Annotated in this window: 11 protein-coding genes and 1 tRNA gene; 3 read left to right on the top strand and 9 right to left on the bottom strand. The window is 72.4% G+C overall.

Going from position 1 to position 14,018, the window contains the following annotated elements; genetic code table 11:
- Positions 1-175: 175 nt before the first annotated feature.
- From ACFC2L_RS15980 to ACFC2L_RS15945, 8 genes are all read right to left on the bottom strand, one after another.
- Entirely contained in the window at positions 176-559 is a 384-nt protein-coding gene (locus ACFC2L_RS15980; RefSeq protein WP_375825281.1) for a hypothetical protein, read from the bottom strand.
- Positions 560-714: 155 nt separating this feature from the next.
- Positions 715-1,380, bottom strand: coding sequence for a hypothetical protein (locus tag ACFC2L_RS15975; protein WP_375825280.1), 666 nt, complete (start codon positions 1,378-1,380; stop codon positions 715-717).
- The gene (locus ACFC2L_RS15970) at positions 1,377-1,580 is read right to left on the bottom strand and encodes a helix-turn-helix transcriptional regulator (protein ID WP_375825279.1); all 204 of its coding nucleotides are present in this window, start codon (positions 1,578-1,580) and stop codon (positions 1,377-1,379) included. The genes ACFC2L_RS15975 and ACFC2L_RS15970 overlap by 4 nt, the downstream gene beginning before the upstream one ends.
- A 235-nt stretch (positions 1,581-1,815) precedes the next feature.
- Positions 1,816-1,888, bottom strand: a tRNA-Ala gene (locus tag ACFC2L_RS15965).
- A gap of 64 nt (positions 1,889-1,952) precedes the next feature.
- A complete protein-coding gene (locus tag ACFC2L_RS15960; protein WP_375825278.1) occupies positions 1,953-3,215 on the bottom strand; it encodes a hypothetical protein in 1,263 nt (420 codons plus the stop codon).
- A 61-nt stretch (positions 3,216-3,276) separates the two neighbouring features.
- Positions 3,277-3,927: a GNAT family N-acetyltransferase gene (locus ACFC2L_RS15955; protein WP_375825277.1), complete on the bottom strand. Its 651-nt coding sequence runs from the start codon at positions 3,925-3,927 to the stop codon at positions 3,277-3,279.
- A 133-nt stretch (positions 3,928-4,060) separates the two neighbouring features.
- A complete protein-coding gene (locus ACFC2L_RS15950; protein ID WP_375825276.1) occupies positions 4,061-6,517 on the bottom strand; it encodes a GH36-type glycosyl hydrolase domain-containing protein in 2,457 nt (818 codons plus the stop codon).
- A gap of 67 nt (positions 6,518-6,584) precedes the next feature.
- Positions 6,585-8,831, bottom strand: a complete 2,247-nt coding sequence (locus ACFC2L_RS15945) for an NTP transferase domain-containing protein (protein ID WP_375825274.1) — start codon at positions 8,829-8,831, stop codon at positions 6,585-6,587.
- Positions 8,832-9,010: 179 nt separating this feature from the next.
- Between ACFC2L_RS15945 and ACFC2L_RS15940 the strand changes: the two genes are divergently transcribed.
- Positions 9,011-9,643 (top strand): 5-formyltetrahydrofolate cyclo-ligase, encoded by a 633-nt coding sequence (locus ACFC2L_RS15940; protein WP_375825273.1) that lies wholly within the window; start codon positions 9,011-9,013, stop codon positions 9,641-9,643.
- 343 nt (positions 9,644-9,986) lie between these two features.
- Here ACFC2L_RS15940 and ACFC2L_RS15935 read toward each other — a convergent pair whose 3' ends face one another.
- Positions 9,987-12,650: a penicillin acylase family protein gene (locus ACFC2L_RS15935; RefSeq protein WP_375825272.1), complete on the bottom strand. Its 2,664-nt coding sequence runs from the start codon at positions 12,648-12,650 to the stop codon at positions 9,987-9,989.
- A 165-nt stretch (positions 12,651-12,815) separates the two neighbouring features.
- Between ACFC2L_RS15935 and ACFC2L_RS15930 the strand changes: the two genes are divergently transcribed.
- Both ACFC2L_RS15930 and ACFC2L_RS15925 read left to right on the top strand, forming a co-directional pair.
- The gene (locus tag ACFC2L_RS15930; RefSeq protein WP_375825271.1) at positions 12,816-13,124 is read left to right on the top strand and encodes an FmdB family zinc ribbon protein; all 309 of its coding nucleotides are present in this window, start codon (positions 12,816-12,818) and stop codon (positions 13,122-13,124) included.
- A gap of 158 nt (positions 13,125-13,282) precedes the next feature.
- Positions 13,283-14,008: an SAF domain-containing protein gene (locus tag ACFC2L_RS15925; protein WP_375825270.1), complete on the top strand. Its 726-nt coding sequence runs from the start codon at positions 13,283-13,285 to the stop codon at positions 14,006-14,008.
- Positions 14,009-14,018: the final 10 nt, after the last annotated feature.

Raw genomic sequence — 14,018 nt, 5'->3', positions numbered from 1 at the left:
GATCCCATCGACCTGACGACGCAGATTCCGCGCTGGACGCCCCAACGACGCGACAGGCAGCAAAGACTCGATCACCGCCCACGCCGCATCACTCAGATCATGCCGCCCCGCAACCTCAGCCACGACCCCGCAGCATGCCGAACCCGCAGGTCAGACACCACTTCCGAAACAGGCCCTAGGCAGATCGAACAGGCTGAGGTGTCGTCATGCATCGGACGGCCTGTCCTGTGTCTGCAGTGCGACGACGGGCACAACGGGCGCCGCTGTCGAACGACTCCACGTCCGAGGTCGCATCGTCTGCAACGATCTCCGGCTCCCAAAGGGCCTCCTGACCATGAAGCTGGACCTTGCCATCCCCATCGAGTTCCGCGACCGCCCACTCGATCGACTGCAGCTGCCGCGGCATCGACCAGACCATCACGAGGACGAGCGGCATCTTCTCGCGAACTGCCTCCAGCACGATCGTGGTCTCGGGACAGTCGGAACCAGTCGCGACCTTCTCAGGGAAGTCACCCTCCCAGAGCATCGCCGGGGGCGGCGCCGCGACGAAGCCGCTCAAGCAGGTCGGGCTCGAGGCAAGTTCCTCACGGCCCCCGGGGCCTCAGGGACACGCCACACGTATGCGAGACAGTCGTTGACTACGGCGAGCTCATAGCCGCCAGGGGCCAGAGTGTGCGACCGGCCAGCAGGTTCTGGGTCTGAGAAGGGTGGGGGTCAAAGGGTCGGCACAGGCAAGGTGCACCTCCAGCGGACGGCTGCTCGGAGGCGGAAGACGTCGGTCACCGTCAGCGCGGCGGGGTTCGGCTGCTTGCAGCGCGGCGTCGTGGTCTTGTCCATCGGGTTGGAACGCAGCGCATCATGAACGATCGCGCGGTCCAGCACCGCCTTGAACGCCATCCGCACCTGCGCGGCCGTGACGACCATGTCGTGCGGCCCCTTCCTGCCCGCCTCGATGATCCCGTCGATCCATGCCTGGCACCTCGCTGTGGTCAGCTCGTGAAGCCGGAGCCTGCCCAGCTTCGGCACCATGAGCGTCCCGAGGAGCCGCTCGTACTCATCGACGGTCTGCGGTCGACGCCGTGCATTCGGCCACGCCGACTGCACGCGCAACTCGTCGATCCACTGCCGGGCAGCCAGGCCGACCGTGCTGTCGTGCTTGAGATCGGCCGATCCCATCGGCCGCCTGAGCCGATCGTCGATCTCGGCCTGCACGGCGAGCCGTGCCGCGGCCCGAGTCTTGCGGCTCCGCGAGATCTGCGTCTCCGTGCCGTCGAGCAGTCGCACACGAACGCGCGCCTGGAACGACCCGCTCAAGGTCTGCTTGATGAAGATCTCGCCGTGCTCGCCAACCTTCAGCCTCTCGTGAGCCATCCCGCTCACCAGCCCGATCCGGAGCCGGCGCCAGGCTCACCGTCAACGGGGACGGTCCGGGCGTCGAGCCACGCACGGACGTCCGACTCCTCGAACATCAGGTGCCGACCGATGACGTACGCCTTGGGCGCAGTCCCTCTCTTGCGCCAGGTGTGCACCGTCGCGCGGCTCACGTGGACCTTGTCGCAGAGCTCGTCGAGCGTCCACATCGGGGTGTGTGACAGGGTTTCGCTTCTAGTGACCATGGACCTCAGGTGCGTCACCGACGCCGGCGTCCAAGGTCGATCGAGGTCGTTCGCATGCATGCTCGGTGAGCACTCGCGTGGAATCTCGCGTGGAATCTCGCGTGGAATCACGGTCGTCCTGGTCCTCTCCTCGAGGACTTCGGGGAACGACGAAGGCCGTTGACCAGGACCTTCATCCTGACCAACGGCCTTCAAGGAGTGGAGCTAGGGGGATTCGAACCCCCGACCTTCTCATTGCGAACGAGACGCGCTACCAACTGCGCCATAGCCCCTCAAGCGAGGAACAGACTAGCACCCCGGGGGCGGGGTCTACCAAACCGGCCGTCCCCGGGGGAGCTACTGCCCCGCAGCCCGACGGCGAGCGAGGATCTCGTTGAGGTCGAGGCCGAGCGTCTCGGTCGACGGCTTGCGCTCGTCGCCCACGGCGGGCTCGGGCGCCCCTGACGGTGCGTCCGCGGCCGCCTCCGCCTCGATCACCGGGGCGGGCGCCGTGGCCGCCCGGGTGGGCGAGACGACGTCGTCGTCCGTGAGCGGCGCGGGCTCGCGGCGCGGGGCCGTGGGCTTCATCGTGTACGTGGGCGGCGGCACGGGGACCGGGTCCCAGGCGCGGCCCGAGGGCACGTGGTCCTCGTCGGCAGGTGCGACCTCGACCTCGACGACCTCCGCGACCTCGACCGCGACCTCCGCGACGACGTCGGCCGGACCAGCACCCGCAGAGGCGGGCTCCTCGGAGCCGGGGTCCTCGGCCGCGGCGCTCGACGACGTGGCCCGCTCCCGCGGCGACGCGGCCGCGGCGGACCCCCCGGAGAGCGCGGCAGCGGTGGCGTTGGCCCGCGCGAGGTCCTGGGGCGTGACGCGCGGGATCATCTGCGTGCTCACCTGCGACCCGTGCACGGCACGGCCGGTGACGCGCGGTCGGGCGCCCCGAGGTGCGGGCGGCGCCCCCAGGACGGTCCCGCGCGCGGCGCGGGCGGCGGCACGCCGCTCGGCCAGCCACGCGGCGTCGGACCGCTGCGCGGCGAGCACCGCACGGCGGCCCAGCACGAGCACGAGGCCGAGGACCGCCGTCGGGACCACGCCGGCCCACCACGGGAGGTACCCGAGCGCGACGACGACCCACACCGCGACGCTCGCGAGGAGCAGCACGACCGTGAGCGCGAGACGACGGCGCGCCGCGGCGGCGCGCCGTTCGAGGAGGGCGAGGCGGGACTGCTCGGACGCCGGCTGACGGCGCGGCGGTGCGCCGCGCGAGGGTGACGCGCTGTCGGTGCTCCCCATGGCGTGCGTTCCCTCCTCCTCGTGCGTCCGGCCGGTCGGCCGGTCCTGCGTCGCCGCTCCCCCGAGGAGGGCGCGACCCCCGTCCGCGGACGGACCCGGGCCGATCGACGCGACGGCCGCGACGCCGTCGAGCCGTGCGTCCCAGCCGCCCGAGCCCCCGCCGCCCGGGCCGGCGACGGCCAGGACGCGCAGGGAACCGGAGAAGCGGTCGTCCGTGCGCGCCTCCAGCAGCTGCTGCCGGTGACGCACCCGGTGCGGGACGTAGAACCCGACCCACAGCAGGAACACCGCGAGCGCGACGATCCCCGAGGCCGATTCCACATCCCGACCGTAGGCGAGGCGTGCGGCCACGGTCCGCACGCGCTCCGGCGTGTCGGTGGGCTCAGATGGTCTCGCGACGCGTCGCCTGCCAGCGCGCGAGGAGCCCGTCGGGGACCTCCTCGCTCGTGATCGCGAAGGTGCGGTGGTCGCGCCAGGCCCCCTGGATGTGCAGGAACCGCTCGCGCACGCCCTCGTCGCGCAGGCCCAGCTTCTCCACGACGCGCAGGCTCGGGCCGTTCTCCGGACGGATGTTGATCTCGATGCGGTGCAGGCCGAGGACGGCGAAGCAGTAGTCCGTCGCCATGGCGACGGCGGTCGGGATGACGCCCCGCCCCGCGACGTGCTCGCTCACCCAGTAGCCGATGCTCGCGCCGCACAGCGACCCGTACGTGATGGAGGAGACCGTGAGCTGCCCGACGAGCTCGCCGTCGAGCTCGACGGCGAACGGCAGCGACGACCCGGCGCGGGCCTGGGCGGACAGGACGCGGACGTACTCCGCGAAGGTCGGCGGCCCTCCCCCTGCGCCCGGGCGCGGCGACGTCCCCTCCCAGCGCTCCAGCCAGTCCGCGTTGTGCGCGCGCAGGCGCATCCACGCGTTCGCGTCGCGACGGCGCAGCGGCCGCAGGACGATCGACCCGCCCAGCGTGTCGTCCCGCAGGGTCACGGGCCACGGCTTGGTGACGGTCCAGCCGCGCGTGATCTTGTGCGTCATGCGGCGGTGACCGTCCTCGGGAGCTGTCGGCGGGCACGAGCGGGCGCCCGGTCCTCGGTGCACAGGGTGGCACCACCGGGCACCCGCGCGCCACCGACCGGTGACGGGGGCACCCGGTGGTGCGACCGCGGGATCAGCCGAGCGTGACGACGACCTTCGCCTCGGTGCCCTCCGGCAGCGCGGGGATCGGGGCCGCCGGGTCGTGCTCGACGCCGTCGACCGTCACCGAGCGCACGCCCTTCGACACGTGGTCGGGGTTGCGGACCTCGATGTCGTAGACGGCGCCGCGCCACTCGCGGCGCACCTCGAACCCGTCCCAGTCCGTCGGGATCGACGGGTCGACGACCAGGCCGTCGAGCGCGAGGCGCACGCCGAGGACGTACTTGGTCACGGCGGTGTACATCCAGCCGGCCGTGCCCGTGAGCCACGGGTTCTGTGCCTTGCCGAACCACTCGTGGTCGCGGCCGTAGAGGAACTGGACGTACGCGTACGGCTCCGCGCCGCGCACCTCGATGTTGTCGTTCTGGTGGTACGGCAGGATCGCGTCGTAGAACTGCACCGCCTCGTCGCCGCGCCCGAGCATCGCCTCGGCGATGATCGGCCACGCGTTGGGGTGGGAGAAGATCGCGGCGTTCTCCTTGATGCCTGGGTACACGCGCGTGACGAACCCGACCGTGTCGTCGACCTTCGTGAACGCCGGCCAGTTGAGGTGGTTGCCGTACTCGGAGCCGAGCAGCTCGCGCACCGCGTCCATCGACGCCTCGCCGCGCTCCTGGCTCGTGATGCCCGCGATGACGGGCCACGCCTGGTGCTCGAGGAAGATCTTGCCCTCCTCGTTCTCGGCCGAGCCGATCTTCACGCCGTCGCGCGTGTAGCCGCGGATCCACCAGCGGCCGTCCCAGAGCTGGGCGTCCGCGACCTTCGCGATGCGCTCGCGCTCGGCCGTGAACCGCGCGACGTCGGCCTCGGCCCGCTCGTCGCCCGCCGCGGCGAGCGGCTCCGCGATCTCGAGGAACGCGCCGATCGCCCACGCGTGCAGGAACGTCACGAGCGACGTCTCGCCGCCGCCGAGGTTGAGGCAGTCGTTCCAGTCGGCACGCAGACCGAGCGCGACGCCGTTCTGGCCCACCTGCTGCGCGGAGAACTCGAGCGCCCGGACCAGGTGGTCGTAGACCGTGCCGGGCGTGCCCTCGGCGAACGGGATCTCCAGGTCGAGGAACGCGCGGTCACCCGTCTCCTTGACGTACTCGACGATCGACGGCACGAGCCACAGGTGGTCGTCCGAGCACGTGTCCTCGAGCCCGTGGATGAGGTCCTTCGGTTCGACCGTGGGCACGATCGTCGGCGACGGGACGTCGGGCAGCTTCTCGGCGTCGGGGTCGAACGCCTTCGGGTCGAACAGGTGCAGGCCGTACCCGGCCTCCGTCTGCGCGCGCAGGAGCTCGACGATGCGCTGGCGCGTCTTCGTCGGGTTCGAGTGGATGACGCTCATGACGTCCTGCGCGGTGTCGCGGTACCCGAGGCCCGCGCGGCCGCCCACCTCGACGAACGACGCGAAGCGCGACCACTGCACGCACGTCTCCGCCTGGAGGAGGGTCCACGAGTTGATCATCGTGTTCATGCCCTCGTGGGGCGTGCGGATCCGCAGCTTGTCCTGCTTGGCGCGCCAGAACGCGCGGAGCCGTGCGCGCTCGGCGTCGACCGTCGCGAGGTCCGAGTACTTCGCCTGGATCGCGCGACCGGCCGCGTCGCGCGAGCCGTAGCCGAGCATGTAGACGAGGCGCTTGGTCTCGCCCGGCGCGAGCGTGATCTTGTGCTGGAGCGAGCCGCAGTGGTTCTGCGTCGTCGCGGACTCGTTCGACCCGTGCCCGCGCTCGATCGCGATCGGGTTCGCCTCGGACCGGTACGGGCCGATGAAGTTGTCGCGCAGCGAGTCGTACGACGACGGCGTCTCGCTCGACGCGAAGAAGTGGTACGTCCACGGCTCGTAGTAGAAGTCGTACTCGATGATCCCGTCCTCGTAGGAGGACCCGGACGCGTAGAGCGACATCTGCAGGTTCTGGTTGTCGATCGTGATCGTGTGGAAGCTGAACTCCACGTACGACCCGACGGTGAGCTCGCGCACCTCGTCCGTCGTGTTCGTCAGCCGGACGTCCCAGACCTCGACGTCGTCGTCCACGGGGATGAAGACCGTCTGCTCCGCGTCCACGCCCTTGTACTCGGCACGGAACGTCGAGTAGCCGAGCCCGTGCCGGGTCGTCCACCGGCCCGCGCCGCCCGCCGGGTCGAGCTCCTCGCCGGGGCCGACGAACGGCTTGCCGACCGGCTGCCACGACACCGACCAGCAGTCGCCGTCCGCGTCGTCGCGCAGGTACACGTAGTGGCCCGGCCGGTCGACCGGGACGCCGTTCTGCCGGAAGCGCGTGATCCGGCCGTACTGCGAGCTCTTGTAGTACGAGTACCCCCCGCCGGTGTGCGACAGCACGGTGCACAGGTTCTTGCTGCCGAGGTAGTTCGTCCACGAGACGGGGACGTCGGGGCGCTCGACGACGTACTCGTCGTGCGCGGTGTCGAAGTGGCCGTAGCGCATCGTTGCTCTGGTTCCTGTCGTGGGGGGTGGGGCTGGGTGGGGCGGGGGTGGGAAGGGTTCGGCGCCGTCAGACGCCGGCGGTGACGAACCCCTGGAGCCACTCGAGGAGCTCGGCGGCCTTCTCGGGAGAGTCCGCCTCGACGAACATGCGCAGGACGGGCTCGGTGCCGGAGAACCGCAGGAGCGCCCAGTTGTCGTTCTCGAGGAGGATCTTGGTGCCGTCGAGGTGGGAGACCGAGACGACGGGGTACGGGCCGACGTGCGTGAGCGGCTCGGCCTCGAGGCGCCGTGGCACCTCGACGCGCATCTCCGGCGTCGCCGGCACGCCCGCCTCGAGCGTGTACAGGCGGCCCGTGATCTCGTAGATCATCGCGCGCAGCTCGGAGATCCGCTTGCCCGTGCGCGCCAGCATCTCGGCGACCAGGGCGCACGCGAAGATGCCGTCCTTGCCGAGGATCCAGCCGCGGATCGTCAGACCGCCCGACGACTCGCCACCGAGCACGGCGCCGATCTCCTCCATGCCCGCGGTGACGTGCTTGAAGCCGACCTTCACCTCGCGCGACTCCTCGCCGAAGTGCGCGGCGAGCCGGTCGAGCAGGTGCGTCGTCGCGAGGTTGCGCACGACGCCGCCCTTCTCGCCACGGACCTCGTGCAGGTACCAGTACAGGAGGAGGAGCAGGTCGTTCGTCGAGATGTACTCGCCGGTCTCGTCGACGATGCCGATGCGGTCGGAGTCGCCGTCCGTGGCCATGCCGAGGTCGTAGCGCCCCCCGCCCTGCTGGATCATCGTCACGAGCGTGCTCAGGCGCTGCAGGTCCGGCGCGGGCGCGACGCCGCCGAACAGCGGGTTGTGCGCCGCGTGGATGAACTCCGAGCGCACGCGCATGTCGGACAGGATCGTGCCGAGCGTGAGCTGGCTCGTGCCGTACATCGGGTCGACGACGACCTGCAGGTCGGAGCCGCGCACCGCCTCGACGTCGATGATCTTCTCGATCGCGTCGACGTAGGGGTCGGTGAGCGACCGGTCGACCACGACGCCCGTGCGACGCGCCACGTCGATGTCGAGCGTGATGACGTCGTCGACCGAGAGCGCGTTGGCCTCGTCCTGGTAGCGGTCCGTCTCGTCGTCGAGCGGCAGCGAGCCGTCCTGGCGGAACACCTTCATGCCGTTCCACTCGGGCGGGTTGTGGCTCGACGTGACGATGATCCCGTAGGCCGCCCCGAGGTAGGGCGCGGCGAACGTCACGAGCGGGGTCGGGACGTCGTCGGGCAGGAGCGTGACCGCGATGTTGTTGCCCGCGAACACCTCGGCCGCCGCGATGGCCGACTCGCGCGAGAGGAAGCGGCGGTCGCCGCCGATCACGACGCCCTTGCCGTCGAGGCCGCGGCGGATCGTCTCGTTCGCGATCGCCTGGCACAGGCGGCGCACGTTCGCGAGCGTGTACCCCTCGCCGATGACCGCGCGCCAGCCACCGGTGCCGAACACGATCTTGGTGTCCGTGTTCTTCTTCGGGACGAACAGGCGCTTGAGCACGATGTCCGCCGCCTGCGCGAGCTCGTCCGGTGTGTTGATGCCGCGCACCTCGTCCACGTCGACGATCCGGTACGACGAGATCCGCTTCCCCGCGCCGATGACGCGGCGAGCGAGCTCCGTGAGCCGGTGCTCGCCGTCGGACGCCATGCGCTCCAGCTCGCCGAACAGCAGACCCGGCGCCGCCACGTACGCGCCCACGTTGATCTCCGTGCGCGGCTCGGCGACGCCGCCCGCCTCGGACGACTCGAGGATCGCCGCGATCTCGCCCTCGGCGCGCACCACGCGGCCGTAGCCGTCCGGGTCGTCCACGACGGCGGAGAGGAGCGACAGGTCGGCGCCCGTGAGGGTGTGGCGCGTGAGCAGGCCCAGGAGCGACTCCGAGCGCAGCAGCGGCGTGTCCGCGTACGCGACGAGCACCGGCTCGTCGACCCCGAGCCCCAGCACCGACGCGACCGCCCCGCGCGCCGCGAGGACCGCGTCGCCCGTGCCGAGCGGCGCCTCCTGCTCCACGTACACGACGTCCTCGCCGAGCAGCTCGCGCACGGTCGGGTCGTCCGGCGCCACGACGACGACGATGCGGCTCGCGTCCACCACCCGCCGGACGTTCGCCACGGCCAGCTCGACGACGGTCGCGCTGCCCAGCGGCTGGGACAGGAGGTCGCGCGACGCGGCGTCGTGCCCCGCGGCGAGCACGACGGCGGCCCTCGCGGTCCGGCTGTGCGCGCCACCTCGCGGTCGCGGGGTCGTGGCGCTGGGCTTCGCGGGCGTCGTCGCGGTCATGGCGTCCTCACTGGTCGACCTCTGTCGGACTACGACTCATTTGTCAGGAGTCCGAACTACTGGCTCTCCCTGATCATAGGCACCCGGGACCCGTCGAAGGAACCCGATCCGGACCGCCAGGGCCGAAGGTCACCCGCGCTGCGTCCGCGTGGAAGCCCGAGCCGGGTGACAATAGGGACATGAGTGGCCCGGTCCAGCCGTACCCCCTGCACGGAAGCATCGAAGCCGAGGACGCGAAGGAGATCCTCCGCAAGGCCATCCGCACCAACCGCCAGGCGCGGTCCGAGCGGCTCCGCAAGGAAGCGGCCGCCGCGATCGCCGACGTCGTCGAGACCATCCCCGAGGTCGCCGCCGCCACGTGCGTCGCGACCTACGCCGCCCGCCCCGCGGAGCCCGGCACCACGGAGATGCTCGAACGGCTCTCCGCGCGCGGCGTGCGCATCCTGCTGCCCGTGCTCGGCGCCGGCCTGCAGCGCGACTGGGCCCTGTACGACGGCCCGGCCGACCTCCAGGTCCGCGCCCCCGGCCGACCACCCGAACCCGGCACCCCGCCGCTCGGCGCCGAGGCCATCGCCCAGGCCGACGTCGTCGTCGCCCCCGCGCTCGCCGTCGACTCGCGCGGCGTCCGGCTCGGCCAGGGCGGCGGGTGGTACGACCGCGCCCTCGAGCACCTGCGCCCCGGGACCAAGGTCGTCGCCGTCGTCTTCCCCGAGGAGGTCTTCGACGCCTCCGACCGCCCGCTCCCGGTCGAGTCCCACGACAAGACCGTCGACGCCGTCGCGACCCCCCTCGGCTGGCGCTGGCTCCCGTAGCGTCTCCGCGCGGGCCTGCTCCACGACACGCGCGTTCGGGCTGCGTCGGTCGGTTCCGGCCCGCCACCCCGTGCGGTCGGGGTGACGTGGGTGACCGGTCGGGCTGCCGCTCCGTCGCCACAGGGCGCGCGTGGTGACGAGATGCGAGAAGTGGCCCCTGATACGGGGCCCGGAGGGGCAACTTCTCGCATCTCAGCCGGGGGCCATCCCGCCATCGGTGGCACGGCGGCGCGCCCGGGCCGAGCGTGGCCGCCGGACCCGGGCCGCGGCTCGTGCGGTGACGGGCACCAGACCCCACCCGACCGGCGGACCCGACCCTGCGGGCCGTGAACCGAACCGAGGACTACGGGACGAGGGTGAGCTCGTCCTTGCTGGCGTCGGCGACGGCCTGGGTGGAGAACGGCCAGTCGTAGGTCTCGCCGCGGGCCCAGGTCTTGAGCTGGTCGGAGTAGTGCGTGGACGCGGGGTGGCCGGACGTGCCGGTGACGGTGACCCACGTGGAGCGGTCGAGGTCGTCGAGGTCGACGACCATCCGCATCGACGGGCCGGCCGTCACGTCGAACGACCCGGACGCCGCGTCCCACGCGGTGGCGTTGACGATCGAGGAGCCGCCGGGCATGCCGACGGGGTCGGGGTTGACCCAGCTGCGGACGGGGCCGGGGATGGACTCGCCGCCGAGGATCGGGTGCTCGAGCGCGAGCACGTGGAGCTTGCCCCAGGCCCAGTCGGAGGGCTGCTTGCTCTGCTCGACGGTCAGGTCGAGGCGGGCGGACACGAGCGCCTGCGTGAGGACCTCGTCGCGCGTCTCCACGACGCTCACCGTCTGACGGTCGTCCCAGAACGGGTCGGTCGGGTTCTCGAGGAGATTCTCCACGACGGCGAGCCAGCGGCTCCCGCCGTTCGGGCGCGCCGACTCGGGCAGGTCGTCCCAGAAGGTGAGCTGGAGCAGGTTGCGCCAGACGGCGGCGAAGTAGGCGGCCGCGGCGGAGTCGGTGTCGGTCCGGTAGTCCCAGTCCGCGAGGAGCGCCTGGCCCTCGGCGGCGAAGCCGTCGTCGATCTCCTGGTCGAGCAGGAGCGGCACGAGCACCTCGGCGTAGGGGCTGCGGTCGTCGGTCTGGATCTCGTTCATCGTGTCGACGTCGACGGGTCGTCCGGCGGAGATCTCGGCCTCGAGGAGCTGGCGGATGCGCTGCGAGCGGTAGCCGTAGTCCCAGTCGGTCGTGAGGAACGGCGCGACGCCGGTGGGCAGGACCGCCTGGTTGGCGGCCACGACGAACCCCTCGGCCGGGTCGACGACGCGCGGCATCTGCTCGCTCGGGACGTAGCCCTGCCAGTCGTAGCGCTCGTCGGAGCCGTCGCGGGGCCACGTGCCGTCGGAGGGCACCTCGGCGTCGGGCACCGCCTGGCGGACCGGGATCTTGCCGGGCGCCTGGTAGCCGATGTGGCCGTCCACCGTCGCGAAGACGATGTTCTGCGCGGGCACCTCGAACAGCGCCGCGGCGGCCTGCATGTCGTCGGCGTCCTGGGCGAGGTTGAACGCGAAGACCGCGTCGGCGGTGCGGCCCGGCTCGAGCGCGGTCCACTGGAGGGAGACGGCGTACTCGCCCAGGCGCGTGTCGAGCGAGGGGGTGTCGACGGCAGACTCGGTCGCGGGGATCGCTTCGGAGACGATCGGCCCGTGCACGGTCGAGCGGATCTCGAGCTCGACGTCCTCGCCCCCGGCGACGCTCAGCGTCTCGGTGCGGGTCTCGAGCGGCACCCACTCGTCGCCGCGCAGGTAGGTGTCGTCGCGCACGCGCTCGACGAAGAAGTCGGTCACGTCGGCGCCCATGTTGGTCAGGCCCCAGGCGAGCTGCGCGTTGTGGCCGATGATGACGCCGGGGAACCCGGCGAACGAGAAGCCCGCGACGTCGAACGCGCACTGCGGCCCGACCTCGTTGCAGTGCAGGCCGACCTGCGCCCAGATCCCGGGGGCGCCGAGGGCCAGGTGCGGGTCGTTCGCGAGGATCGGCTTGCCGCTGACGGTGTGGTCGCCGGAGACGACCCAGGAGTTGGAGCCGGTACCCTCGCCGCGCCCGATGAGGACGGGGACGGCGTCGAGCGCGCGGTCCGCGGCCTCGAGCGCGCCCCGGAGGTGGTCCGAGCCGTAGGCGGCGCGCGCCTCGGGGCCGAGCTCGAGCGCGACCTGCTGCGGGTTGTCGAGCTCGCCGGGGTCGAGGATCGGCGCGTTGACGTCGGACGGGTAGGCGGGGAACAGCGCGGCGACGCGAGCCGGGTCCTGGAGGGTGCTGTACGACAGCGCGCGCTCGAGCTCGTCGTCGTAGTTGCCGCGCAGGTCCCACGCCATCGCCTTGAGCCAGGCGAGCGAGTCGACGGGGTCCCAGGGCTCGGGCTCGGCGACGTCGACCTGGAGGCCGAGCACGGTGTACTCGATCGCGATCTCGGACGGGCTGCGGTTCTCGAGGTACGCGTTGACGCCCTCGGCGTAGGCCTGGAGGTACGCCTTCGTCTCGGGTGAGACGACGTCCCACTCCTCCTCGGCGACCTGCCGCCAGCCGAACGTCCGCGTCACGGTGTCGGCGGCGATCGCGTCGGGGTTGTCGCCCACGAGCTCCGCGAGCCGGCCCGCGGTGACGTGCCGGCGGTAGTCCATCTCGAAGAAGCGGTCCTGCGCCTGGACGTAGCCCTGGGCGCGGAAGAGGTCCTCGGGGGTGTCCGCGTAGATCTGCGGCACGCCCTGGGCGTCGCGCAGCACCGTGACCTGGGCGTCGAGCCCGGGGAGCTCGACCTCGCCGGAGGTCTGCGGCAGCGGCCGGCGCACGGTGACGACGACGAGCGCGGCGCCCGCGACGAGCGCGAGGACGAGCAGCACGGCCACGCCGATCAGGACGCGCCGACGGCCGGACCGACGACGTCGGGGCGGGGCCGCGGTCTCGACCGGGCTCGCGGGGTCGGCACCGGGGACGGCGTCACCGGCGGGGGCCTCGGCGGGTTCGTGCACAGACACGGATGCGAGACTACCCGGCCGAGGGCGAGCGCCGGTCCGCGTATGATTAGCACTCGGAAGTTTCGAGTGCCAGGCGGTGTTGACACCGACGACCCGGCCGAGACCGACCCGATCCCGACCCGCCGGTGGCCGCCCCGACGGCCGTCTCGTGAACGAGGAGAACCCGTGCCCACCTACGCGTACACGTGCACCGCCTGCGGTCACGCCTTCGACATCCACCAGTCGTTCAGCGACGACGCCCTGACGGTGTGCCCCGAGTGCTCGGGCCGCCTGCGCAAGGTGTTCTCCTCGGTCGGCGTGACGTTCAAGGGCTCGGGCTTCTACCGCACGGACTCGCGCTCGGGCGGGAAGTCCTCGACGACGCCCGCCGCGTCGAAGCCCGCCGCGTCCTCCGCGGCGTCCGGCACGAGCAGCGCGTCCGGCGGCACGAGCAGCACCTCGTCCGCGTCGGGCGGCTCGACCACCTCCTCCTGACCTGACGCCCCGGGACGCCGGACCGAGGCGGCCCGGCCGACGGCGGTCGACCACAGCCCCGCACAGGACGGTGTCGGCGGCATCGGCCACGCGCCCCGTCCACAGGCCCGCACCGGTCTGCGCCCGCCCTGGGTGCGCGCACGGCTACGGTCGCGCCCATGCTGCGTCCCTCCCGCCCGCCGACCCCCCACCCGCGACCTGACCGCGCGCCGGTGCGGCGTCGGCTGCTGCGCGGGTGGTGGTGGCGGTCGCGCTTCGTCGTGGCCGCGCTGTGCTGCGGTGCCGCGGCGTCCGTGGTCGTCGGCGCGCTCCGCCCTCCCCCGCCACCGACCGCACCGGCGGTCGTCACGACCCGCGAGGTGCCGGCGGGTGCCGTGCTGACGGACGCGGACCTCCGCGTGGACCCCGTGGCGGCGGAGCTCGTCCCGGCGGGCTCCGCCGCCACGCCCGACGACGTCGTCGGGCGCCGCGCGACCGTCGCCCTGCCCGCGGGCACCCTGCTGCAGGACGCGCTCGTCGCCGGCGGCGAGCTCGCCGCCGCTGCTCCCACGGGCACGGTCGTCGCACCCGTCCGGCTCGACCCCGGTGTCGCCGCCCTCCTCGGCCCGGGAGACCGCGTCGACCTCCTCGCCGCCGGTGACCAGGTGACGACGCCGCTCGCCGGAGTGCCGACCGACGGCCAGGAGCCGCCGGCCGCGGATCCCTACCTCGCCCGCGCGGCCGTCGTCGTGCCCGCACCGGAGCCCGACGGCGGGGGCGGGCTGCTCGGCGCGGGCGGGGCGGGCGCGGACGTCGTGACGCTCGTCGCGGTGCGTCCCGAGGAGGCGGTCCGGCTCGCTTCCGTGAGCGGGCAGGCGAGCGTCACGGCCGTCCTCGTGCCCTGACGGACGGCCC

It is taken from the genome of Cellulosimicrobium sp. NPDC055967 (assembly GCF_042269845.1).
Taxonomy (GTDB): domain Bacteria; phylum Actinomycetota; class Actinomycetes; order Actinomycetales; family Cellulomonadaceae; genus Cellulosimicrobium.
This window is presented reverse-complemented; position numbering and strand designations above follow the sequence as displayed.

Excerpts from the sequence above, each read along its gene's own strand:
- ACFC2L_RS15940 (WP_375825273.1), top strand. The coding sequence starts at position 9,011 with ATGAGTGGCCCGGTCCAGCCGTACCCCCTGCACGGAAGCATCGAAGCC.
- ACFC2L_RS15955 (WP_375825277.1), bottom strand. The coding sequence starts at position 3,927 with ATGACGCACAAGATCACGCGCGGCTGGACCGTCACCAAGCCGTGGCCC.
- ACFC2L_RS15945 (WP_375825274.1), bottom strand. The coding sequence starts at position 8,831 with ATGACCGCGACGACGCCCGCGAAGCCCAGCGCCACGACCCCGCGACCG.
- ACFC2L_RS15970 (WP_375825279.1), bottom strand. The coding sequence starts at position 1,580 with ATGTGGACGCTCGACGAGCTCTGCGACAAGGTCCACGTGAGCCGCGCG.
- ACFC2L_RS15950 (WP_375825276.1), bottom strand. The coding sequence starts at position 6,517 with ATGCGCTACGGCCACTTCGACACCGCGCACGACGAGTACGTCGTCGAG.
- ACFC2L_RS15925 (WP_375825270.1), top strand. The coding sequence starts at position 13,283 with ATGCTGCGTCCCTCCCGCCCGCCGACCCCCCACCCGCGACCTGACCGC.